Origin of the sequence: Geomonas anaerohicana, from assembly GCF_016458305.1 — a bacterium.
In the GTDB taxonomy this organism is placed as follows: domain Bacteria; phylum Desulfobacterota; class Desulfuromonadia; order Geobacterales; family Geobacteraceae; genus Geomonas; species Geomonas anaerohicana.
On sequence record NZ_JAEMHL010000007.1, the window covers coordinates 116307 to 137885 of the forward strand.

The 21579-nt window shown below is 50.2% G+C and carries 21 protein-coding genes; 9 read left to right on the plus strand and 12 right to left on the minus strand.

Features of this window, described 5'->3' with window-relative positions; all coding sequences use genetic code 11:
• The first annotated feature begins 286 nt into the window (after positions 1-286).
• From JFN91_RS14080 to JFN91_RS14100, 5 genes are all read left to right on the plus strand, one after another.
• Positions 287-1351, plus strand: coding sequence for a toll/interleukin-1 receptor domain-containing protein (locus tag JFN91_RS14080; protein WP_199389821.1), 1065 nt, complete (start codon positions 287-289; stop codon positions 1349-1351).
• The gene (locus tag JFN91_RS14085) at positions 1348-3105 is read left to right on the plus strand and encodes an SIR2 family protein (protein ID WP_199389822.1); all 1758 of its coding nucleotides are present in this window, start codon (positions 1348-1350) and stop codon (positions 3103-3105) included. Before JFN91_RS14080 ends, JFN91_RS14085 begins: the two co-directional genes overlap by 4 nt.
• 160 nt (positions 3106-3265) lie before the next feature.
• Positions 3266-4228, plus strand: a complete 963-nt coding sequence (locus JFN91_RS14090; protein ID WP_199389823.1) for a putative phage abortive infection protein — start codon at positions 3266-3268, stop codon at positions 4226-4228.
• 69 nt (positions 4229-4297) lie between these two features.
• Positions 4298-4915, plus strand: a complete 618-nt coding sequence (locus tag JFN91_RS14095; protein ID WP_268898708.1) for a type I restriction endonuclease subunit R, EcoR124 family — start codon at positions 4298-4300, stop codon at positions 4913-4915.
• A gap of 122 nt (positions 4916-5037) precedes the next feature.
• The gene (locus JFN91_RS14100) at positions 5038-6126 is read left to right on the plus strand and encodes an endonuclease NucS domain-containing protein (protein ID WP_199389824.1); all 1089 of its coding nucleotides are present in this window, start codon (positions 5038-5040) and stop codon (positions 6124-6126) included.
• A gap of 256 nt (positions 6127-6382) precedes the next feature.
• Here JFN91_RS14100 and JFN91_RS14105 read toward each other — a convergent pair whose 3' ends face one another.
• Together JFN91_RS14105 and JFN91_RS14110 are read right to left on the minus strand one after the other, a co-directional pair.
• Positions 6383-6757: a hypothetical protein gene (locus JFN91_RS14105; RefSeq protein ID WP_199389825.1), complete on the minus strand. Its 375-nt coding sequence runs from the start codon at positions 6755-6757 to the stop codon at positions 6383-6385.
• Between the two features lies 1 nt (position 6758).
• Entirely contained in the window at positions 6759-7094 is a 336-nt protein-coding gene (locus JFN91_RS14110) for a hypothetical protein (protein ID WP_199389826.1), read from the minus strand.
• Positions 7095-8032: 938 nt separating this feature from the next.
• Here JFN91_RS14110 and JFN91_RS14115 point away from each other — a divergent pair.
• The gene (locus JFN91_RS14115) at positions 8033-8347 is read left to right on the plus strand and encodes a helix-turn-helix domain-containing protein (protein WP_199389827.1); all 315 of its coding nucleotides are present in this window, start codon (positions 8033-8035) and stop codon (positions 8345-8347) included.
• 129 nt (positions 8348-8476) lie between these two features.
• On the opposite strand, the gene dnaB is transcribed toward JFN91_RS14115, so the two are convergent.
• From dnaB to JFN91_RS14160, 9 genes are all read right to left on the minus strand, one after another.
• Positions 8477-9853, minus strand: coding sequence for a replicative DNA helicase (dnaB, locus tag JFN91_RS14120; RefSeq protein ID WP_236015152.1), 1377 nt, complete (start codon positions 9851-9853; stop codon positions 8477-8479).
• A complete protein-coding gene (locus JFN91_RS14125) occupies positions 9807-10685 on the minus strand; it encodes a hypothetical protein (protein WP_199389828.1) in 879 nt (292 codons plus the stop codon). The genes dnaB and JFN91_RS14125 overlap by 47 nt, the downstream gene beginning before the upstream one ends.
• A 241-nt stretch (positions 10686-10926) precedes the next feature.
• Positions 10927-11154 carry a helix-turn-helix domain-containing protein gene (locus tag JFN91_RS14130; RefSeq protein ID WP_199389829.1) on the minus strand — a complete coding sequence of 76 codons (228 nt, stop codon included), beginning with the start codon at positions 11152-11154 and terminating at the stop codon, positions 10927-10929.
• Positions 11155-11330: 176 nt separating this feature from the next.
• A complete protein-coding gene (locus tag JFN91_RS14135; RefSeq protein WP_199389830.1) occupies positions 11331-11978 on the minus strand; it encodes a hypothetical protein in 648 nt (215 codons plus the stop codon).
• Between the two features lie 36 nt (positions 11979-12014).
• Positions 12015-13337, minus strand: coding sequence for a tyrosine-type recombinase/integrase (locus JFN91_RS14140; protein WP_199389831.1), 1323 nt, complete (start codon positions 13335-13337; stop codon positions 12015-12017).
• Between the two features lie 401 nt (positions 13338-13738).
• Positions 13739-14029: a hypothetical protein gene (locus JFN91_RS14145; protein WP_199389832.1), complete on the minus strand. Its 291-nt coding sequence runs from the start codon at positions 14027-14029 to the stop codon at positions 13739-13741.
• 67 nt (positions 14030-14096) lie between these two features.
• On the minus strand, positions 14097-14393 hold the full coding sequence (locus JFN91_RS14150; RefSeq protein WP_199389833.1) for a hypothetical protein: 297 nt from the start codon (positions 14391-14393) through the stop codon (positions 14097-14099).
• A 425-nt stretch (positions 14394-14818) separates the two neighbouring features.
• Positions 14819-15802 (minus strand): Gfo/Idh/MocA family protein, encoded by a 984-nt coding sequence (locus JFN91_RS14155; protein WP_199389834.1) that lies wholly within the window; start codon positions 15800-15802, stop codon positions 14819-14821.
• A gap of 254 nt (positions 15803-16056) precedes the next feature.
• The gene (locus tag JFN91_RS14160) at positions 16057-16374 is read right to left on the minus strand and encodes a hypothetical protein (RefSeq protein WP_199389835.1); all 318 of its coding nucleotides are present in this window, start codon (positions 16372-16374) and stop codon (positions 16057-16059) included.
• A 329-nt stretch (positions 16375-16703) separates the two neighbouring features.
• Here JFN91_RS14160 and JFN91_RS14165 point away from each other — a divergent pair, with 329 nt between their 5' ends.
• The 3 genes from JFN91_RS14165 to JFN91_RS14175 all read left to right on the plus strand — a co-directional run bounded on the left by JFN91_RS14165 (position 16704) and on the right by JFN91_RS14175 (position 20284).
• Entirely contained in the window at positions 16704-17111 is a 408-nt protein-coding gene (locus tag JFN91_RS14165; protein ID WP_199389836.1) for a hypothetical protein, read from the plus strand.
• A 353-nt stretch (positions 17112-17464) separates the two neighbouring features.
• A complete protein-coding gene (locus JFN91_RS14170; RefSeq protein ID WP_199389837.1) occupies positions 17465-18133 on the plus strand; it encodes a PEP-CTERM sorting domain-containing protein in 669 nt (222 codons plus the stop codon).
• A gap of 270 nt (positions 18134-18403) precedes the next feature.
• A complete protein-coding gene (locus tag JFN91_RS14175; RefSeq protein WP_199389838.1) occupies positions 18404-20284 on the plus strand; it encodes a sensor histidine kinase in 1881 nt (626 codons plus the stop codon).
• A 62-nt stretch (positions 20285-20346) separates the two neighbouring features.
• Here JFN91_RS14175 and JFN91_RS14180 read toward each other — a convergent pair whose 3' ends face one another.
• Entirely contained in the window at positions 20347-21399 is a 1053-nt protein-coding gene (locus JFN91_RS14180) for a polysaccharide deacetylase family protein (protein WP_236015153.1), read from the minus strand.
• Between the last annotated feature and the right edge of the window lie 180 nt (positions 21400-21579).

The following is a 21579-nucleotide window of genomic DNA, read 5'->3' on the forward strand; positions in this document are numbered from 1 at the left end:
GCTAACCTCTTGCGCTGTGATAATTTGCGCTCTCTGCTGATCGTGGGGCGGTGCATGAAACTCTTCTATGGAAAGGAGTTTTATGGTCCCTCCAAAGAAAAACGTTAATGGCACCGTTGCTGATATCGGCTATGAGGCTGAACTATCGCAGACGGCAGGATGGCGCGACAGGAGTTGTAGCCAACGAGCGGGACACGAGGTCTCCCGTCACCTGGCGCGATGCTCTGCTACCGAAGCTTCTATCAGGCAAACTCCGAGTTTCGGCTATGGAATGTGAGGGTATGGTATGAGTAGGCAGGAATATGACATCCCGAAGAACGTCGACCACTATCTAGCTATCGTATCGAAGCTGTATTCACAGGAAGGTGAACAGCTGAAACAAGAGATTCTTGTCAACGCCCAAGTCCGCGTTCATGAGGGGTGGAGTTGTGACAACTGGAATGGCGGTACCTATGGCCATGCACTTTATTTGAGTATACCGGAGGCGATTTTCCTTGGTATCGTTCGTGATCGTGACAATCTGCAAGCGGCGATCAAGGATGACATCAACAAGGTGCACAACGTCAAGAACGAGTTCATAGAAGAAGTTTTTATCGAGATGGAGGTGACAGAGGACAAGGATTGGCGGAAAGAATCCGGCCTCCTTATGCGTGGCAAGCGCGTTATCTCACCTGAAGCAGAGAAGCGGATATGGTCGGATAGCGGATTCAGGGTTTTTCTCAGCCATAAGACCGAGGCCAAGAAAGAAACGGCTGAACTCAAACAGGCTCTGAAGCTGTACGGCATCTCATGCTTTGTTGCACATGAAGATATCCACCCGACGCACGAATGGCAGAATGAGATAGAGAACGCTCTTGGCTCCATGGACGCGCTGGTTGCGCTCATGACAGAAGGATTCCATGACAGCAACTGGACCGATCAGGAAGTCGGATTTGCCTTCGGCAGAGGAGTTCCGATCATAGCGGTGCGACTTGGGAAGGACCCTTACGGATTTATTGGTAAATTTCAGGCTTTGACGTGCCCATGGAACATGGCCCCGCTGGAGATCGTCAAGCTACTTATCAAGCACGATAAGATGGTTGATACGTACGTTTCTGCCGTAGAGACTTGCAGCAGTTGGAACAACGGGATAGCCATCGCCCAAGCACTCCCATTCATTGATCGTATATCGGATGCTCAGGAAGCTCGGTTGTTGAGGGCATACAACGAGAACGGCGAAGTCAACGGAAGCTTTGGTTTCAATGGCGGCAAGCCTTCGCAATATGGCAGAGGCTTAGCATATCATCTCAATCGAATTACAGGCAGGACCTACAATCGTCAGTCAGACTGGACACTTTCGGTGACATCATGATAGATCCGATACACTCACTTTCATTCTCGATTCACTCCAACAAGGGGGTATACGCTGTTTTGCTCGGCTCGGGCATCTCAAGGTCGGCTAAGATACCTACAGGCTGGGAAGTCACTCTTGACCTTGTCCGCAAGCTTGCAGCGATTTCTGGTGAACCTTGCGATCCGTCACCCGCAGAGTGGTACAGGGCAAAGTTCAATCGAGACCCTGACTACTCAGTGCTTCTCGCGACACTCGCCAAGACTCCATCTGAACGTCAACAATTGTTGCGGGGATATTGGGAACCCACCGATCTGGAGCGTGAGGAGGGGGCAAAGCTGCCAACGGCGGCCCACCAAGCAATAGCCTCTCTAGTGGAACAAGGCTTTATAAGGATAATCATCACCACTAACTTCGACAGGTTAATGGAGGCCGCGCTTGCAGATGTAGGTATAACACCGACAGTCCTGAGCATTCCAGACCAGGTACACGGAACGTTACCTTTGATCCATACCCGTTGCTGCGTCTTCAAGGTTCATGGAGACTACTTGGATACTCGCATTCTTAATACTCCAGAGGAACTAGCATCCTACCCACCCGAATTCGATGCCCTGCTCGATCGTATCTTCGACGAGTTTGGTTTGATCGTCTGCGGGTGGTCGGCGGACTGGGATGAAGCGTTGAGGCGAGCTATATTCAGGACCCCATGCAGGCGGTTCGCTACCTACTGGGCTGCTCATGGAGAGCCAAGCTCTACAGCGCAGCAGTTGATCGCCCATCGGAATGCCAACGTCATTAACATCGATGGTTCCGATTCCTTCTTTCAAGCATTACAACAACAGGTACAGTCGTTGGAGGAGTTTTCGCGCCCACACCCCCTGTCGATTGAGGCTGCTGTGACAAGTCTGAAGCGGTACTTGAGTGAACCGCGCTTTCGCATACAGTTGGACGACCTTGTTAGTTGTGAGATTGATCGGATTATTGCGGCCACGTCTGGTCCGAAGTTCTCTGTAACCAATCCCGTCCCAGATCTTACTAACTCTACTGCTCGCGCACGAACTTATGAGGCAGTCAGCTCAACTATGGTTGCCATGGCGACTATCGGAGGACGATGGGTAGAGGAGCAACATTATACAGTCTGGCAACGCGCCCTTGAGAGGCTGGTCCTGGCCATTCCGCGTGAAGTCAATGGTACTACTTATATAATGTGGGCAGGCCTGCAGAGATATCCAGCGACTTTGTTGCTCTATACCTTAGGTATCGCATCGTTGGAGGCCGGGTGCCTGCAATTCTTGGGCAAGCTCTTCTCCACTCAGATCCACCTAGAATATCAGGAACCAGTTGCTGTCGTGACAATGCTACCTCCGTGTTGCATGTTTGAAGATAGTCATGTAGCCCGACAGCTTGAGGGAATGGAGCGTCGCCACGCACCGATGAATGATTGGATACACAACTTTCTGCGCCCCCAGTTCAAGCAGACATTCCCAAGCGATAAACGGTTCACTCTGTTGTTTGACAAGCTGGAGATATTAATGGCGATGAGCTGTGCATATCATTCCAGCAATTCTGGTAGCTCATACTGGGCACCACCAGGTGCCTTTGGTTACCGGCACAGTTCACGAGACGCCGTGCTGAAGGAGATCCAAGAGTCCATCGAAAAGAAAGGAGAACAGTCGCCGTATATTTCCAGTGGTATCTTCGGCACCTCGGTTGAGACCTGTAACGACTCTCTTAAGGCTTTCAAGTCATTCATCGCCCAGATTAGATGGTACTGACCAGGAGCCAATCTCATGGGCAACCTCAATGAATCGTGATGGAACAAGCACGCGGTGTTCGCTGCAGTGCCTCGGATACACTGACAATATAAAAGGTAGTGGGGATAACCAAAAAGCTTGATTTCTTTAGTTGTATGTAAATATTTAGGTGAGGAGTGAAATGCTATTGTCTATCTGTCATGCAGTAATTGTCTTGGTCGCATCACTTTCAATTGTCACTGGGCTAGGTTTATTTGTCGTACATGCTGTTGATCCTGATTTTTGTGTTGGTGTATCTATTCACCGTCGCAAGCTGGGACTTCCATTATCATTCTGGATACCGTTTTTAATAGTAATTTCAATCTGGGCCTTATTTTTTATGGGTTTGGTGCATTATGTCAAGCCATTCGATGTTGCAGCACCTGCGGCCTCAACTTCTGTTGAAACTCCAGCGCCGCCCCCTCTTGTATCAATTTATGGACAAGTAGGGGATAGTTTCGGCACCCTTAATGCGCTATTCACAGCTCTAGGGTTCGCTGGTGTTATAGCAACTTTATACGAGCAAAAGAAACAGCTTTCAGACCAACAGCGTGAGACAGAAGAAAGCAAAAAACAATCAGCTAAGCAGCAGTTTGAAAATTCCTTCTTCGAGCTGATGAAAATGCATGGGGAGATGTTAAAGTCACTGAGGCTTAATAAAAGATTCAACGAAACGACTACACAAGATGAAGATCCATTTTGTACCCATTATTTGGAGCTGAAAAATAAGTTTGTGACTGTACGGGAGACGCTGTCGTCGAAAGACCCAAGTGTTCATATTAATGCCAGTTATGTTGTCTTTTTTAAAAGTGTTCAATCCGAGTTAGGGCCATATTTCAGGAATTTGTACAATATTATAAAGTTTATAAATAATGCTCCAATTGATGATAAGAAGGTGTATGTAAATTTTGTCAGAGCACAGATGTCTGTGTATCATCTTGCTATTTTGTTTTATAACTGTCTCAGTATAAATGGTTGTGAAAAGTTCAAGGAACTCTTAGAGAATTATGAGTTCCTCGAAGATATGGACTTAACTCTATTGTTTGATTGGGAGCACAAGTCTCTCTACGCACCTCAAGCATTTGGGAAAATGCTGATAGATTAGATGGCAGGGGAACGTTTCAGAATATGTTGGCTGAGGGGCGGAGGTGATGTTGGTGCTTAATTACCTCTGCTGTTTCCATTTGACGATTTCGCGGGCAATGAGATTCTGAGCGAACGCGATTTTCAGGACTACCAGAGCCTGTACTTGAACCTGTACGCCGAATTCCGCAGCATGGCGGATGCGGAAAAAGAGTCAATAAACGACGATGTGGTGTTCGAGGTCGAGCTGATTAAGCAGGTCGAGATCAACGTCGATTACATTCTGATGCTGGTTGAGAAGTACCTGAAGAAAAAAGGCTCGGGTGGAGATAAGGAGATCCGGGCTGCCATCGAGCGTGCGATCGATGGCAGCCCCAGCCTGCGCAACAAGAAAGACCTCATCGAGAAGTTTGTGGATTCTGTCTCCACGAACGCCAAGGTCGATGCGGAATGGGTCGCCTTCATTGCAGCGAAAAAGACTGAGGAGCTTGACAGGATCATCGCGGATGAAGGCCTTAAAGCTGACGAGACCAAGGTGTTTGTTGACAACGCATTCCGAGACGGTGCGATTCCAGCTACCGGCACGGCCATCACGAAGATTCTTCCGCCGGTTTCAAGATTCAGCAAAAACAACGGCCATGGCGTGAAGAAGCAAACGGTGCTGGACAAGTTGAGTGCGTTCTTCGACCGTTTCTTCGGTCTGATCTGAGGGTAGGGCACGGCCATACGTTGGCCTTCATTCGGGATGTCATTACTACAGTAGGGGCGTGAAGGCCAAGGGGGATAAGATCCTCCTTTTCTTCTGTCTGTCCTACAACGAAGGGAAAATATATGCCTATTCGCACTGCACTCTGGAAGGTGGGCGCCCAGCCCCAGTTATTGGTGGAATCATGTCTTGCTAGTGAGCAACTCCTCGAAGAAATGATTATCTCTGCACCACGGATCTTGTCTGAGGAATGGATGCTAATAGGACGGCAAGAGAACACTGGATTGGGAGGCCGCATTGATTTGCTTGCCATCGCCCCCGATGGTTCACTTGTGCTCATCGAATTGAAACGCGAAAGGACCCCTCGTGAGGTTGTAGCACAGGCTCTTGATTACGCGTCTTGGGTGGAGAATCTTCTTCCCCAAGACATTGCAGGTATCTATAGCCGCTTTGCTCCCGGAAGAAGCCTCAATGAAGACTTCCTTCAAAGGTTTGGACAGCAATTGGAAGAGGATGGTCTCAATAAAAACCATCAAATCATAATTGTTGCTGCTTCACTCGACGATAGCACAGAGCGCATAGTAGCATATTTGAGTGCTAGAGACATCCCTATCAACGTCCTATGTTTTCAAATCTTCACTCACGGGCAAGACCAATTGTTGAGCCGTGCATGGTTACTAGATCCAGTACGCACACAAGTTAGCGCCTCATCGACCCCTGACGGACCAATTGAGCCTTGGAATGGAGAGTTTTACTGCTCCTTTGGTAACAGTGAGTCGAGGTCATGGGCTGATGCGGTTGAACTAGGGTTCATTTGTGGCGGCGGAGGGGCATGGTATAGCAGGACCTTGGAGCTTCTCAACCCAGGGGATCGCGTTTGGGTAAAGGTACCAGGAACTGGTTTTGTTGGGGTTGGTCTTGTTACTGGGCGTTCCCAACCAGCTACCGATTTTAAAGTAATAACTCAGGACGGGGAAAAGCTGGTACAGGACGTCTCTCAAAATGCCGCCTATCACCGGGAGTTCATCGATGACAAGGAGCGATGCGAATATTTCGTCTCAATGAAATGGTTGCAAACTGTTCCACTGGAGAGAGCAATAAACGAGGTCGGATTGTTTGGCAATCAGAACACGATCTGCAAACCCACAACCCCTAAATGGCGGTCAACGGTTGATCGACTAAAGGAAAAATTTCCGAAGTGGAACGAAACGTAAGGGCAAGCTCACAGCTGGATCACTCCAGAGAGAGGCATTCCCCTTTGTTGGTACAAATAGGATAAGGATTGTGCATTAAAGGAGAAGACGGAACTTTGTAGATAAATCTACTGATGCTTTAAAAACAGAGGGTTAGCAGGTGGATGCCACAGCTTTACTCCAGATAATGATAGCAAATGTTAACATTTTCGTGAGTTGCAGATTGATGGCGCTTTGGTGAGAAAATTGTCGGCTACAGTTGTCATTGAGTCTTACCTCAGGCTTTTAATGGCCCACAGAGGAGATCGCGCAACTGTTTAGCCTGTGACTGACTCAGGCACCGGTCTGCCGATCCCAAGATAACTGCTTCATCGACAGTTACCACTTCCGGTAATGCTTGCCTCAAATCCAAATCTCCCACCATCAGCACAAAGTTCGTGATAGCAACGTTCTCGATGAGGAGCGGTCTTAAGTCAAGGTACGCAAGAATTACATCCAGATCTAAATGCTGGGCTTGAAGCCGCTCACACTCCCTAGAATGAAAATCATTGATTCCCTGCTGGTCGAGGCAGAATGCTTCCTTAGCCCAATCAGTCTGCAAAATCTGTGTCCTGGCTATTTCATTCCACACCGAAGCCACCACGCTTAGCATGCTACCTCCTCTTCGTCTCTAACAATTCCTTATAGAAGGTTAACGCGTACGGCTTGATGCTAGGTCCGTACTTTTCTACCAACTGCGTTGCAAAAGTCTGCGCTGATTTATTCCCTACGTAATTGCTCCTCTGAATTTCGCTCCACATTCGGGAAAAGTCAGGCCTCAAACGGTTGTAGACCTCATCGTTGAAAGCCGGATAGTTCGGTCTACGAAGGTTGATTTTTACTTGATGAAGTTTCAAGGCAAGCATGTCTTGCGCTGCATGGATCACTTTTTTCCTTGCCGTGAGACTCAATGCGTCGAGTGCTTCCTGGGTATCTCGGTCCATGTTCATTTCAACCTCAGAATGCCGTCCTTTGCTGGTACATATCTGCTTTCAGGCTAGCTACCTAACGATAGGTCCTGGTGCATCAAAATCATTACCTATCGGTAGGTAGGTCGTGGTCAGCCCCGAAAAGGAAATACCATTCACCGCCTTTTGTTTTAGCGTGCCAAGCTTGGTTCATCCACTTGACTGGGCGACGCTCTTGTTTGAGTCCCCACCAGCTCCTTTGGGTCCAGTAAATATTCGGAGAGTCAGGTTCTATGGTATACGAGTCGCTGCCAAAGGTGAATATCGCAATCAGAATCGGAACAAAGATAAGAGGGAGTATATCAGTCGAGGACTCCATGATGAATTTCATATTATAACTCCAGAGTTCAGGGCATTGGAGGGGGCCTGTCTGCTAAATCGCCCTCACAGCCGTTCGGGACAGGCAACGTTCATTGGCTCATTTGGTGCGGACAAGGTCTGGACAGGCTGCGCGGCAAGCGTCGGCGGCTTTGTCACAATAATAGCTGGCTGGAAAGGTTCCGCCGGAGGATGACAGGCAGGTGTTAAATTCTTTCTCGCACGTGTAAAAACAGGACTTCCCTTGCTGACTCGACCATTCATAATACTTGCCGGAAGTGCATCCGAGCATAGATATGAGACATGCGCCTACAACCACTGACTTGAGGCTAATCACCTGTACCCCCGTTGAACTATCTATATTTTGCCCGCATGGAGTTTATATGATGCTGTGGACAGAGAGAAGGGGGGGGCATAGCCCCGTACCCGCTGCTAGGGGCTGTCAACACAGGCCCACATTTCCGACAGGACTTTGCAGTCAAAATCTACATATTCGATGGCGAATCTATCTCAAGTATAGATAATGTCAATAAAAATCGTTTTATGCTGTGGTTTCAAAACCCTTCTGGACAGCGGATTATCGACGCTCCAGGAGGAGAAAGATGAATAGTACTAAGGAACTATTAGGGTTACGAATAAGAGAGCTGCGAAAAACCAGGGAGTTATCCCAAGATCAGCTCTCTGAGAAGATTGGGATCGATGCAAAGCATCTCAGTCGAATTGAATTAGGGAAGAGTTTTCCTTACATGGAAACACTCGAAGGGATTGCCGAAGCCCTTGATGTGGAAATCAAGGATCTTTTTGAATTTCATCATGTCGACATCGTTGATAAGGGGTCGATTGAACGGCTGCTTTTGCGGGCAAACGAAAAGAAGCTTAGGCTGATTTTCAAAATTGTTAAGGCCATTGTTGATTAACCAAACAGAGAATGCTCCCTTGCTTTTTTAGTGAATGGCTCACATGCTGCAGGGGGGGGAAGACTCTAAAGAACCGCCTACACCAGTAGTGGGCCTTTTGCAGTTGAGATGTGGCGCTTTCACCTGCTGCTATATTGCTTCAAACCTCTGATACTCCCCGAGCCAGCAAGCTGCGACGCTTATATTGCGCTCCCCAGCCCGTTGTTTCTCTATGATGATTTCTGCTTTTGCCTGATGCACACGATAGGTGTGTCGGGCGTCGTCAGTTCTGTTTTTGCATTGCTCACAATAGGCCGCTGGCCGGTACGGAAACAAAATGACATCAGCATCTTGTTCGATTTCTCCTGAGTCGCGAAGGTCGCTCATGATTGGTCGTTTGTCGTTCCGGGCGTCTACCGCCCGTGACAACTGGGCAAGGGCAACAATGGAGATGTCCAACTCTCTGGCCAGTTGCTTCAGTCCTCGACTTATCTCTCCGAGACCTTGTACCCTGCTTATCTTGGGGTCTGAAAGCGCCATAAGCTGCAGATAGTCAATAACGATCAGGTCAAGTCCCTCCCTTTTCTGCCGGTACGCCTTTGCTCTCATCTCACGCAAACCAATTGCTGGGGTGTCGTCTATCGATAATTTCCAACCGTATATATTCCCCATGACCTTTGCGAGCTTCGACCATTCCGCGTCGCCTAACTGACCACTACGAATGTTCTGGTACTTGATGCCATGGCCAGCAGCAAGCCTCTCAACGATGTCCACTCTACTCATCTCCAAAGTGAATAGGAGGGCAGACTTTCCAGAGGTGCATGCATTTGCCAGGATGTTAACCCCAAGCGCTGTTTTCCCCATAGAGGGGCGCCCGGCGATGATGATCAACTCACCTGAGTGCATGCCCGAGGTAGCTTTATCGAGTGCCGGCAGGCCGTACGGGAGTCCTTGAACATCTCCTTTGGCCTCGTACCTCTTTTCTATTCTCCTTATTGCGTCTCTGACGGCTTCTCCCATACCGACCGGTGCAGTGGACCTCTTCTCTATGGCTGGCTGGATCGCGTGTTCAAGCTTTTCAACGGCCTTTTCGAGAGTGCCCCCATCGTAGATGATCCGAACCGCTTCCTGGGCCTTGGCAATCAGCCGCCGCTCTTGTGCCTTCTCCGCCACGATTCGACAGTAAAAAGCTATGTTCGCGGCCATGGGGACGAAGTCCACTAAAGTGGCGAGATATGAAGCACCTCCCACTTCTTCCAGTGCCCCCATGCGCGCCAGTTCCGTGGAGAGCGTCACCAAGTCCACAGGTTCGTTCCGGTTACATAAACCCGCCATCGCCTTAAATATCTGCCGATGCCCTTCCCGATAAAATGCCTCTTGTGTAAGGAATTCATCCACAGTAGCGATGGCGGCATTCTCCACTAAAATACCACCAAGGATGGACATCTCTGCTTCGATGTTCTGAGGTGGTAGCCCTCTCTCAGTTATCATATTGCGCGAACCTCTGTCGGATTTTCTCTGCTTCATCGGCTGTCACGGGTGAAAATGTCGTCGCTTGTGCTTCGGTATCGGACGTTGATACGGCAGGGATTTCATCTTCCCACCTCCGGCCACTGAGCCATCCCTGTGCCATCTTGGGGGTCTTACCGCTGGCATGGAGATCAGGGCGCCGCATCGCTTCTTGCTTGGCCGCACCAACAATGCGTTGGACAAGGCTGTCGGTCATAACGGGGATATCAAGCCAGGAATCTGCCGCCTCAGCTTTTCCTGCCTTGTAATCGAAGACGTTCCAGAACAAGTTGAACCAGTCAAGCCGCTTCCCTGTGAGCTTCCTTTTTTTCTTGGTGAGGAAGAAAGCCACGTCATCCGTGTGTTCCTCGACGTCGCGAGACGAGAGGATCGTCTTTTCCTTTTTTCCCTTCTTACAACCTTCTTCTGTATCGTCTGGGACTATTGAGGGCTTCGCCTGGGCTTCAGTACGGGCCTCATTGTGGGCTTCATAGTTCCGTGGATTCTGATAACGGTCGTAATTACAAATGGTTATTATCAGTCCGCGTGTGGTCTTCGTTGTGGTGATCATTGCGGCCTTCACAAAGAATTCGTAGGCGCTTCGTATCTTGTCAGGGGTAGGGGTGTTTTTTCGAAACCCTTCGTGATAACTCGTGGCTGCCTGCATATCACCAATGGTCGCCACCAATTGGCCGCGTTTGAGCTTGTCCCTGTCTTTCCAGTTCGCCCGATCCAGCATCCATGCCCAAAGCTTGAAGTACAAGGGGGGCTTATCCATCATCTCACCATAAAAAAGTTTTCTGGCGAAAAGGACATATCCGCCCGGTATGTAGGAGTCTGTTCCACTCATTCGCCGAATCCTGCCTTTACAGCTGTCATTGTGTAATTTCGTCCCGCGTAGGCTCGAATGGCAGCTCTCCTTTGAATTTGGTCCAGGCAGGAGTCTCCGCTGCCCCACATTCCAGCGAGCTGAGTCAGTAGTTGTATTTTTCTTGTGCTTTCAAGTGCGGCACTCATGAGGGAAGGCGAAAGGTTTCGATTTAGGAATGGCTCGTCGTAATACCTTGCCGGGACGGTCATGGCTGATCTCCTTAAACCGCTTGAGCTTCGGTTGTGGACCCGAAAACTCTTGCATCAAGGAATGCATCGAGATCGGACATGCGGTAGCGGACGGAGCGACCGATTTTGGCGAAGCGAGGGCCTCTCCCATTCCAGCGCCATTGTTCAAGCGTTGCCGGTTTTACCTTGAGATATGCTGCTGCTTCCGGGGTAGTGAGTGCTGCTTGGCGTGGCGCTACTACTGAGGTTTCGTTTTTCATGTCCGGGCTCCCTGTAATGTTGGTTGACGTTCTACAGGGGATAGACTAAGGAGGCTTTTATTGGTTGTCAGACGATGAGGATTTTATTTTTTGAATGCGGGTATAACTTCGCTAAACAAATTACATTTTTTCGAAGAAATGAAAAAGTCCCGAGGATGTCGGGACTTTTGGGGGGATCATTTGCAGAGGTTCTTCTTGATTTTCGTTAGCCTGTTTTGGACCGTTTTCGTCCTATAGGTTCGATCGTCTGTCTCAATTTTGCCTTCTTTGTCAATTGACTTAATGATTGCACGAGCTTGGTCTTCAGTTTTCATGAGGTGCCGCAGTTTAGAGATAACTTCTCGATACTTTGGAAAATTCCCAGAAGACTTCTGTAGCTCCAATGCTGCTCGGGCAACGAGTTGCCAGATAAGGTCCTTTGGGGGAGCATGGCTCAGTCCTGATTCCAGAGGAGTTTCGTCGCAGAAGCCTGCGAATGCAATGCTCTGAAGGGTTTCAGATAGCAACTGAGAAAGATGAATGGAAACCGGCTCGTCGTAATCTTGGACCTCGATCTGGGTATACTTCTCAAGATCCCGTCTCCATACGAACATATTTGCTGGGAGCAACCCATCCTTACAGGCATAATACAGCGTCCGCCAACTTTCAGGGGCAATGTCTAGGTCGGGAGCCTCCTTAGCATGGGCAAAAAGTTGCGGAAAGTAGTCGCCACGTTCGTTGTAAAGATGTCGCAGAAGTAGCTCTGGGGTGACAGGAGGATATGTCACGTAGGGAATCAATCGTAACGGTACGACTTCTGAATTTGAAATGATAGGAAGTTTCATATATGCGGTACCTTCATGTGTCTGGGAGATATAGAGCTACCTCGTAACTTGGATCTTGCGCGTCAGTGGTATAACGTTGCTCTCGTTTCTAAGAGTGATACTTGCTAGTTTCCGTCCCCAAGCTTCAAGCGCCTGTTGTTTTTCTTTGTCGTAGCTGTGGCGGTTGTAGGTGCGAATGACACCTTGCTTCACGTGGTTCAGCACGGCGTCAATTATTTCGTCCATGAAACCCATCCCAGCCATGAAAGTTGCAGCCGTGCGCCTTAGGTCATGAGGTGTGAATTTCTCTACATCGAGCCTGTTTTCGGTGGCCGGCTTCCCCGCTTTGTCGTAGAGCTGCTTGCCATCCTTCCCAATGACGGGCCACGCGAGATTTCGCCTGACGGCAACAGGCAGCGAGTGAGAGTCTATCGGTTGTTTCTTGTTGTCATGGGGGCAGGGGAAGATATAACCCTTTGGCATTTGCTCCCCGCTTTCCGCACCGATGGCTGTGAGTGGGCCGATTAGCTCAAGTGCCAAATCTGTCAGGTAGACACGGTGCTCCCGGCCGTTCTTTGCACGCCCTGCGGGAATGGTCCACCAGTGGCCGTCTATCTCGCTGGAGTGCATCCCTGACACTTCGCCAGGACGCTGGGCGGTCACAAGCACCAACTTAAGCGCTCTCTTCATGTCGTCGCTCATAGATGCCTTGTCAAAAGCTCCCCACAATGCCCTCACTTCGTTTTCTGTCAAGGCACGCTCGCGGCTAGTGGTCGGGGCAAGCGCCTTGATCCCGGCAAAGGGCGTGTGTGGGAGGATGTCCCGTTCTACCGCAAAATTGAACATCTTCCGCGTGATCTTCAGTACCTGGTTACTCATGGCAGGGGCGCCACGTTCGATAATACTCTCAAGCAACAAGATGACATCGCGCTTCTTGATATCCTCTGCTTTCCGCTTCCCCCAAACCGGCACCACCTCAACGTTTAGAAGCCGCTCGTCTGCAGCCCCTGATCGCTTGTTGACCGCGTGCTTGTCCAGGTACTCCTTCACGAGGTCCTTCACCGTGAGTGCCCGTGCCATCTCTTCGGCAAGCCGTGCTCGCTCTCTCTTCGTTGCGTTTGGGTCGGTTCCCTTCCCCATGTCAGCAAGCATCCCTTCCGCTTGTTTTCGGGCCTTCTCGGCGGTGATCTTGTCGGCTGTGTCTATTTTCGCTCTCACCAGCTTCCCGTTGACCCGTCGCATGGTGAAGTAGGTCTTAACGGTAGAGGAGACCCGGATGCCAAAGCCTCTGAGAGCGTCATCGAAGTAGTCTACCCTCTGCCCGTCAGCTGCTGGCTGAAGTCGATCAACACTCGTCTTGGTGATGTGGATTACTGGCATGGCACCCCCTTGGTTTTACTATCCTTGCTGGCTGGGTAACGTGTGGGTAACAGTTTGGAGTGAACAGTGGGTAACTGTGTAGAACAAAACTATTGTATAAGTGCCGGAAAGTCAACATAAAATCGAATGTGATAGAACTGGGTAAGGTGTCGGTAGGGGTGTGAGTTGTTTACTCCTAAGGAAGGGGTCGGACGTTCGAATCGTCTCGGGGACGCCACAAAGAGATGAGGGCCTGCAGCTTTTTGCTGCAGGCCCTTTTTGCATGTTCTGACTGACGCGCTCGATCCATTTTCTTGACCTTGGACCGGCTCCTCCCTCTGATCTATCTCTGACCCGGCGAGAGCCAAGGTTACACGTCTGAGTATAGGTTGTTATGTTCAGGAGCAACCTGTTTCCATGGCCTAGTTGTTTATGAGCTTGTCCGCAAGATCCAGTAGCAGGTCTTTGGCTTCACCTCTGGTGATTGCGACTGGTGTCTCATCAACAGTGAGGAAGATGGGATTGTGGATCTTCCGTTGCGACATTTGTCGTATCATGCCATGAAAGATACCGGCAAGAGGTACATCAAGTTCCTTACACCTGCGTTCAAGCGCGTGCTTTTCCTCTTCAGTTACCCGAACGGTAATGCTGATACGTCGAGCTTTGTTGTTGCAGGATCCTAACGGTCTGCCTTTTTTCAGAATTCCTTTCATAACCGGGCCCTTTTCCAAATCTGTCTGCGACGCTGAACCTTTAGGGAAGACAAAGGAATTGAGTTCGTTACTGTGATATCTCCGCGGGTTGTCCTTCTACTGCTTCGATCATCTCTTCCAGGTGGTTTGAGAGTGCCTCGTACCAAAAATGTGGTTCTCGTGCTGCGGCCATTTCCTCCACCAGCAACGTAAGATGGTCAAAAGCCGAATCCTCGGCCTCCAATCGAGTGGCCAGTGAATGATTAAGCATGGCGGTCTGCAACCGGAGAAACTTCACCTCCAGCGTCAGAAACGATGTCTTTTGAAGGTTGATTTCAGCAACCCGTCTTGCTGCCGCTTTCACCGCGAAGAATCGATCGTCCATGGCGTGCTCCTCACTGTTCGCAGAAAAAGTCGCCCCCCTCTCCAATGAAGAGTAGGGGGGCAGTACAACAAACCAGGATTTAATATTAGCATTTATTTATGTTGTGGTAAAGTTGATCTTCTGGTTTAGAGATGTCTCTCAGCAGTAATATCCCGCCCCGCGACGGCTCACATGCCAATGAATGTTAGTCGTACCGAACGGTAAACAATTGAGTTGCAAGTAAAAATTTGTCTTGAGAGTGTTCTGCTGCTTCATCCCATTCCGATATTTAACTACATACCTTAAGCTTCGGGCGTAAACGCAATAAGAGATTTTCCTAATCTCTGATGTGCCGGAGCGCAGTGCTGAGTAACGTCGTCGTACAGCCATTGGAGTAGCATGGCTAGCTTGTCACATATCACAGAGGCGGGGTGTCGCTTAACGTGCTACAGGCGGACGGGTGCCCCTCGCCATTTCAGAGACTCCTTAATCGCTTCCAGTACTCGGACAACCCTTAACCCCGCGTGACCATCGTTGATAGGGGTGATGTCGTTAGATATGCAACTCAGGAAGTACTCCACTTCTTTTTTCAACGCCTCGCCTTCGGGTACCTTCGGAGCCCACATGTCACCGCTCCGGTAAGCCATCATCATGCCGTCGTGATAGGCGCCCTTATCATATACCTTGATTTTTTCGTCATGGTCCAAATCGTTCCATACTAACATCCTGTTCTGGCCGCCTATCAGGGTTGTGCGCACCTTTACTGGTGAAAGCCAATTTACATGCAGGTGAGCGATAACGTTGTCCGGAAAATAGAGTGTAACGTAGGCGACATCTTCATTGGAGTTAAAGTGCGAGACGCCGGTAGCAGTGACAGTTGTAGGTGGCAATCCGATCAAATAATCCATGATCGAGATGTCGTGAGGGGCAAGGTCCCACACAACATTCACGTCTTTTTGAAACAGGCCGAGGTTGACTCTGACCGAATCGAAATAATACAAGTCCCCAAGGACCTTGTTGTCCAGGAGTTCTTTGATTTTATTGACTGCCCCAGTGAAGAGAAACGTGTGATCTACCATTATTTTAAGATGCTTTCTGTCGGCTAGCTCGATCAACTGCTCCGCTTGGGCTCCTGATGCCGTGAAAGGTTTTTCTATGAAGACATGTTTCCCGTTTTCTAGCGCCAGCTTGGCTATGTCGAAATGCGACGATACCGGAGTAACGATAGCAACAACATCGATATCAGCTCGTTGCACTAATTGATGGTAACTCTGCACCAATTCCACATCCGGGAAATTTAGCTGTGCACGGCAAAGCGACTTCTGGTCAGCATCACAGATTGCAGTCACTTTTGCGTCAGGTGCCTGATAAAAATTCCTCGCGACATTAGGCCCCCAGTACCCGTACCCCACGATGCCCACTTTTATCATGATGACCTCGCTGATGTTGTTAATTTGATGTTGGCACGAACCGCAGAGAGCGAAACCAGTCTAGCCAAGGGTAAGAATTTTTAAACGGAGAGAATTTCTTGCGTGCCGGTAGGATTATTTCTGTGGTGACCCGATGTGTGTCTGCGGGCGCTGGAAAGGGAATAAGCCAAGCATGGAAGGGCATAGACACCATCGGTGATGCTGTTCAAAAGAGGGGATTGCGGAAGACGAAACGGATTCGCTGGCGGTAAGATTTAATAGCTGATGAGCTTGCTGGTAAGATCCAGCAGCAGGGCTTTGGCCTCGCTTCTGGTGATTGCAACTGGAGTCTCGTCGACAGTCACAACGATGGGATCATCGATCTTCCGCTGCGACAGTTGCCGGATGAAGCCATGAAAGATACCGGCGAGAGGCACATCAAGTTCCTTGCTTCTTAATTCTAGTACTTGTTTTTCGTCCGCTGTTACCCGAACGGTTATGTTGATCCGGCGAACGGATTTGCCGTTGCTGGATCCTAACGGCCTCCCTCTTTTTCGAGATTCCTTCATCATGTAGTCCTTTTGCATGTTCATCGGACCTAATCCCCTGGCACTGGGCAGTCGGCAATCAGAAGAATCATTGCAACCCAGTCTATCGCAAGATCGGTTTTGCTGAATGAAGTGAGTTTCTCAATCAGGCAGGATTTTCTCTGAGAGCTGTCAGGTCATCACCTTCAGCACCATCTTCTGGTTGTCGTCACATTTCCCAAGGTAGACCACCGTCGGCCTTACGCTGGTGAGGAATGGGCAGTCAACGGCTTGGAAATCCACCGGCTGGTGTTACCCTCCTACTGGTTCCGCCGGCTGAACCTTCGCGGCAACTGGTGAGGTGCCCAAATGGGATATACACAAAGAGGTGTGACATGAGGGAAAAGATTTGTGTGGTCTGTCTTAGAGCGTTTACCACTCCGGCAGCGCCGGTGATGGTATACGAGCTAAACGACTGGGGCGACGCTTCTCCCACCGCTCACGGTTTACTGCCCGGTCCAGAGCACCCTCCGACGCATCAAGCCAATCTTGGACTCTGCCTGGAACATGAGGAGTATTTCAAAGAGGGGCTGGTCGCCGTGATCGAGATAGAAACGCTTAAAACCCAGGAAGAGTACAACGCGATGGCGTCTCGTGCCGAGGGGAGGACAGGCAATATGCTGTACCTGCCGAAGGAGGTTGTTCTAAGGTTGGCACTCTTCCCGCCCAACAATGCGGTGGTCTTTTGTGAGCGGGAACCGTTCGATCGACTCAAGGAGGCAACAAAAGACGTATGGTCGTAGGCCAGAAGCTGATTAACAAGGACCTGGAAGGAGTACCCGCCGGACAAGAGATTCACGTCCAATTGTAGTGGTTTCTTCATCTTGTCCAAATGCTCAGGCGGCTACGGATTCTCCTGCCGATAAATGTTCCTTATTCAACCTTCTTACCAACTCCTGAATCTGACATCGGCCAACAGTCCCCGCTAATGGACCCACAGTCGATGACCGAAGCCCCGCCTCCCGCGCCATTTCCTGGTCCCCAACTTGTAGGGACCAACATTGACACCATTATGGACTGAGATAAATTTATGGGCGTTTCCCGGCCGGGGATGATGAGGATTCAGCCGCACATCACAACTAAAGGGGAGATTACTATGAAACAACAACTTTCCTGTGTCGTGGCTGCAATGGCGTTGCTGGCTACAGTAGACGCAGGGGCAACAACTCTTAACTACTACCTCGACCAAAATAACTCCACCCTCACCGGTGGACCGTGGGCGACTGTTACTTTGTCGGATGATGCTGACGACGGCAGAGTTCATTTCACGGTCGACCTGCTAAAGGCGGGGTACGACTCGGTCGGTCCTAACTTTGGCCTACAGGATTTCTACTTCAACGAGAACACTGGCGATCCCAATTTTGCAAAGGATTTCATCGTACAGTTTTCCTCACCAACCACTTGGACCAATCAGTACTCTCCCACCAGCGATTTAGGGGGAGTGGGGCCCTACGGCAAGTTTGAACTTAGCGACGATGGAACAGGAAACGACAGGACAACGCATCTCGACTTTTATCTGAGGTCGTTGGCGGGTGCCTTGTCTGCAGAAGAATTTGCCGTGACGTCTCCCAGCACAACCTACATGTTTGCTGGTCACATTGGAGGTTTTTCAGATGTCGGGAGCGACGGCTTGACGTATGACAGCGCTCAGTTCGCATCATCAGGGATGCCTGTCGCTCCTATACCTGAGCCGGGCACCATGACGTTGCTTGGCGCTGGCTTCTTTGCTTTGGCAGTTCGTTCCAAGCGTCGCAAACCTGCATAAAGCGCAAGAAGAACTGCGACCAACGACGTACAGGGGCTGGTGAACGGCAAAGTTAGCATCGAGTTACAACTTTGGGGTGAGAATCGGCGTGTAAGCACCTGTTAGTGCGTTTTTCTCGAGCTTTGCAAAGATATGGGCTTAGCCGACTTTGGCTAAGCCCATATCCTATGCTACGACTGGTAAGGCGTATGGGCACCTTTGAATCAGGCGCCCGAAGGCCTCTCAGTTGCTTCATTAGCGGTGGCTGACTTCCCGCCGCGGGTGGAAGCTATGAACCCGTTACTCAAAATGCCGATTCGAATGCAACTCCTTGTTATTGTGGCCATTGTGGCTGTACCAGCAGCCGGCATCATCATCTATTCCGGGGAGCAAAACAGAAAGCAGGCCATAGAACATGCCCGGGCAGAGACGCAAACCGTGGTTGGGTTGGTGGCGTCGGAGCAAAGACTCATGCTTGCATCCGCCCAGCAGCTCCTGATTACCTTGGCCCAGTTGCCTGAGATCAACGAAAAAGAGGCGGCCAATACCACGTTTTTCCTGAGGCGCATTCTCAGGCTACATCCCACCATCGGCAACATTTTCGTCGCTGACCGCGCAGGCTTCATCTGGGCCTCCGCTGCTCCCTTCGAGAAAAAAATCAACGTAGCCGATCGACGCTACTTCAAAAACGCCATCGCTACCGGGCGGCTCTCTTCAGGCGAATACCAAATCGGCAGAATCTCCCATAAACCCAGTCTCAATTTCGGGTACCCATACTGGGACAGTCGAGGGAGATTGACAGGTGTTATCTGCGTTTCTCTTGACATGCAGCGTTACAAGGATCTGTTGGAGCAATTCCGCCCGCCCGGGCGGACCCAAATGGTGCTCATAGATCACGATGGCATGGTGCTGTTCGGCGTACCCCAGCGTGGGCCACAGACGGGAAAAGCATTTGACCAAAGACTATTCAGGTGGATGCAGCTGGGGCCAGATACTGCTACATCGATTGCCTCCGGCCTTGCAGGAGACTCTCCAGGAGAAAAGCGATACATAAGTTATCAGAAGTTGCGGCTACAGGGTGAGCCAACTCCCTACATGTATGTGTGGGTCGGTATTCCGGTCGAGTCTGCCCTGTCGGCTGCCACGTCGCGGCTGGTAAAGAACATGTCGCTGCTTGGGCTGGTTCTTATCTCCGCACTCTTGCTGGCATTGTTTATCGGCAAGTATTCCATCTCTGACAGGATCACCGTTTTGGAAAGGGCCTCCTTAGACGTGGCGAACGGCGAGCTTGGTATGAGAGTGTCAGATGCCGTCAGGGGAGGTGAGCTCGGAAGATTGGCTGGGACCTTCGATGCCATGACAAGAGAGCTGTTGTCGAGGGAGCAAATACTTGGTGAAAAACAAAGGCTGCTGGAAGACCTTAACGCTAACCTTGAGCTACGCGTCACTGAGGCAGTCGCCGAATTACGGAACAAGGATCAGATGCTGATACAGCAGGGACGTCAGGCGGCAATGGGAGAGGTTGTGGGAAATATCGCTCATCAATGGCGTCAACCGCTTAACATGCTGGGGCTGATCATCCAGGAAATGGGCATGCTCTACGACCATAAGCTTTTGAGCAAGGAAAGCATTTACGCCAGTACCCAAAAAGCGATGGCAGTGATCAATTCAATGTCCAAAACGATAGACGATTTCGGTTCATACTTCAAACCCGATCACACCAAGAAGGTTTTCAACGTTAGTACTGCTTTGTCAAAGACTTTATCCCTCGTTTTGCCAATGATGAACAATCAGCACATCGAGGTAAAGATATCAAAAATTGAGCCTGTTGAAGTTTATGGATTTGAAAGTGAGTATGCGCAGGTTCTTCTAGCTATCATTACGAATTGTAAAGATGCTTTTGAAGCTATCGGACTGGAAAGACAGCGCATTATTGACATAACCGTCAGCAGGATCGACAAGAGGTCTTTGGTAACAGTTGCCGACAACGCAGGGGGAATCAACCCGGGAATAATCGACAAAATATTCGACCCCTATTTCACCACCAAGGGGCCCGATAAGGGCACCGGGATAGGGCTGTATATGGCAAAGACTATAATAGAGCAACACATGGGTGGACGACTTACGGTGCGGAACCTTAAAGATGGCGCTCAATTCAGGATAGAGGTTTGAACCCCGATCATAAAACAACCGAGGCAACCGAGGATGCTTGAGTCCCAGGCTGCCAGTCGCAACTATGTAAAAAGCGCCTCATAACTCCTGTCTTTGATTTCTGCTGTGTTGCACCCGCACTCTTTCCGTAGGGGATTTTTCTGAAATAGGCACTTCGCACCGGTACCTTCGGGGCCCATACACTGGTGCTCCCCTACGCTTTGGGTCCAGAAACACGCAACTTCTCGTGGCAACGCGTGCCAGTATTCCCCTTGGTATTCGCTCTTCAGATGGGTCAGCAGTTCCCGGTACAGGACTGGGTGATACTCCTCGAAGTTGGGAGGGGCATCAAAGCTCATGTAGTCCGGGTGAGTAATGAGCAGCACCATCCCTCCATGCTCCGCGATCCAGCGCAACTTTTCCTTCCAGATCGAGGTGTCCTTCTCGCGGAAGATGACAAACAGGGTGAAATCCTGCGGCAAGGTGTAGGGCAACTCGACGTACTCCCTGCCGGCAACGGTGGTCTGGTGAACCGGGAAAATAGTCCCCAGCGGGTCCGGCTGGGGCTCGAATGGGTCGGAGTCGAAGGACGATGCTTCGTAGCAGATGTTCAGCGCGTGCAGCCACTCATAGTTATGATACACGCAGGGAGATCGAAAACCCACCGCTCCCCACTCCTTGAGGTAGCCGTTGATCTTGACGGCATGCCTGGCAAAGGTCTCTGCAGATTCATACAACTTTCTGTTATGCTCCAGTCCGTGCACCCCCACCTCGAAGCCCCCCTGGACTAGCTTGTGACGCAGATCTTCGGGAACATGGTACTCCTCCGCTACAAAGTTGAAGCAGGAGCGGAATCCTAACTCTAGTTCCAGCTCCATCAGTTGCTCGCATCTCTCCACCCCTCGCGCGGTATCCACATCATGGGTAAGTACAACGGCGAACTTTTTCCCGTGGGGCCACCCCTTGAAACCAGGCGGCGGTTGGCCGGCTGCAGGATCTATGGGCCAGGTGCTGCGGTACTTTGCCCTTTTCAGTCTTGCCACAACGCCACGGATAACTAGCTGAGCCCTACGTGGGATAAATGGTTTCAGGTGATAGTAGGTGCGGGCAAGCTTTTCGTGTAATCGGGATGGCATGACGGTACCTCCGTCAGTTGGATTGCTGAAAATTAGAGGCTACTATAGCTGACTGTTTAGTGCATGCAACAACCCATTGGCAGCCTCAGATACAGCAGTAACTAAAGGGGCCTTTACCTGCAATCGGATACCGAAGCCGGAGCACCATTGCCAGTAGTCAATGGAGCCGCCTTGTCAGGG